Source organism: Phytobacter massiliensis JC163, assembly GCF_000321045.1.
Taxonomy (GTDB): Bacteria; Pseudomonadota; Gammaproteobacteria; order Enterobacterales; family Enterobacteriaceae; genus Phytobacter_A; species Phytobacter_A massiliensis.
Window position 1 is genome coordinate 1 of the sequence record NZ_CAEO01000220.1, and the last position, 244, is coordinate 244.

The following is a 244-nucleotide window of genomic DNA, read 5'->3' on the forward strand; positions in this document are numbered from 1 at the left end:
TTCACGGCCAGGGGTCAGCAGGTTGAATTTCTGAATGGTGAAGCGGAATACCACGTAGTAGATAACGAAGAAGACCAGCCCCTGCAGGATCAGCATATACCAGTGCACCGCCAGCGGGTTACGTGACGAGAGCACCATATCCACCAGACCGGCGCTGAAGCCGAACCCGGCAATCCACTGCATGCTGGCGGCGATAAAGACAGAGATACCGGTCAGCACGGCGTGGATGAAGTAGAGCACCGGC

At 57.0% G+C, this 244-nt stretch carries 1 pseudogene; it reads right to left on the reverse strand.

From position 1 onward, the window contains the following. Positions 1–244: pseudogene (locus ENTHG_RS00290) on the reverse strand (PTS N-acetyl glucosamine transporter subunit IIABC); the annotation flags it as partial.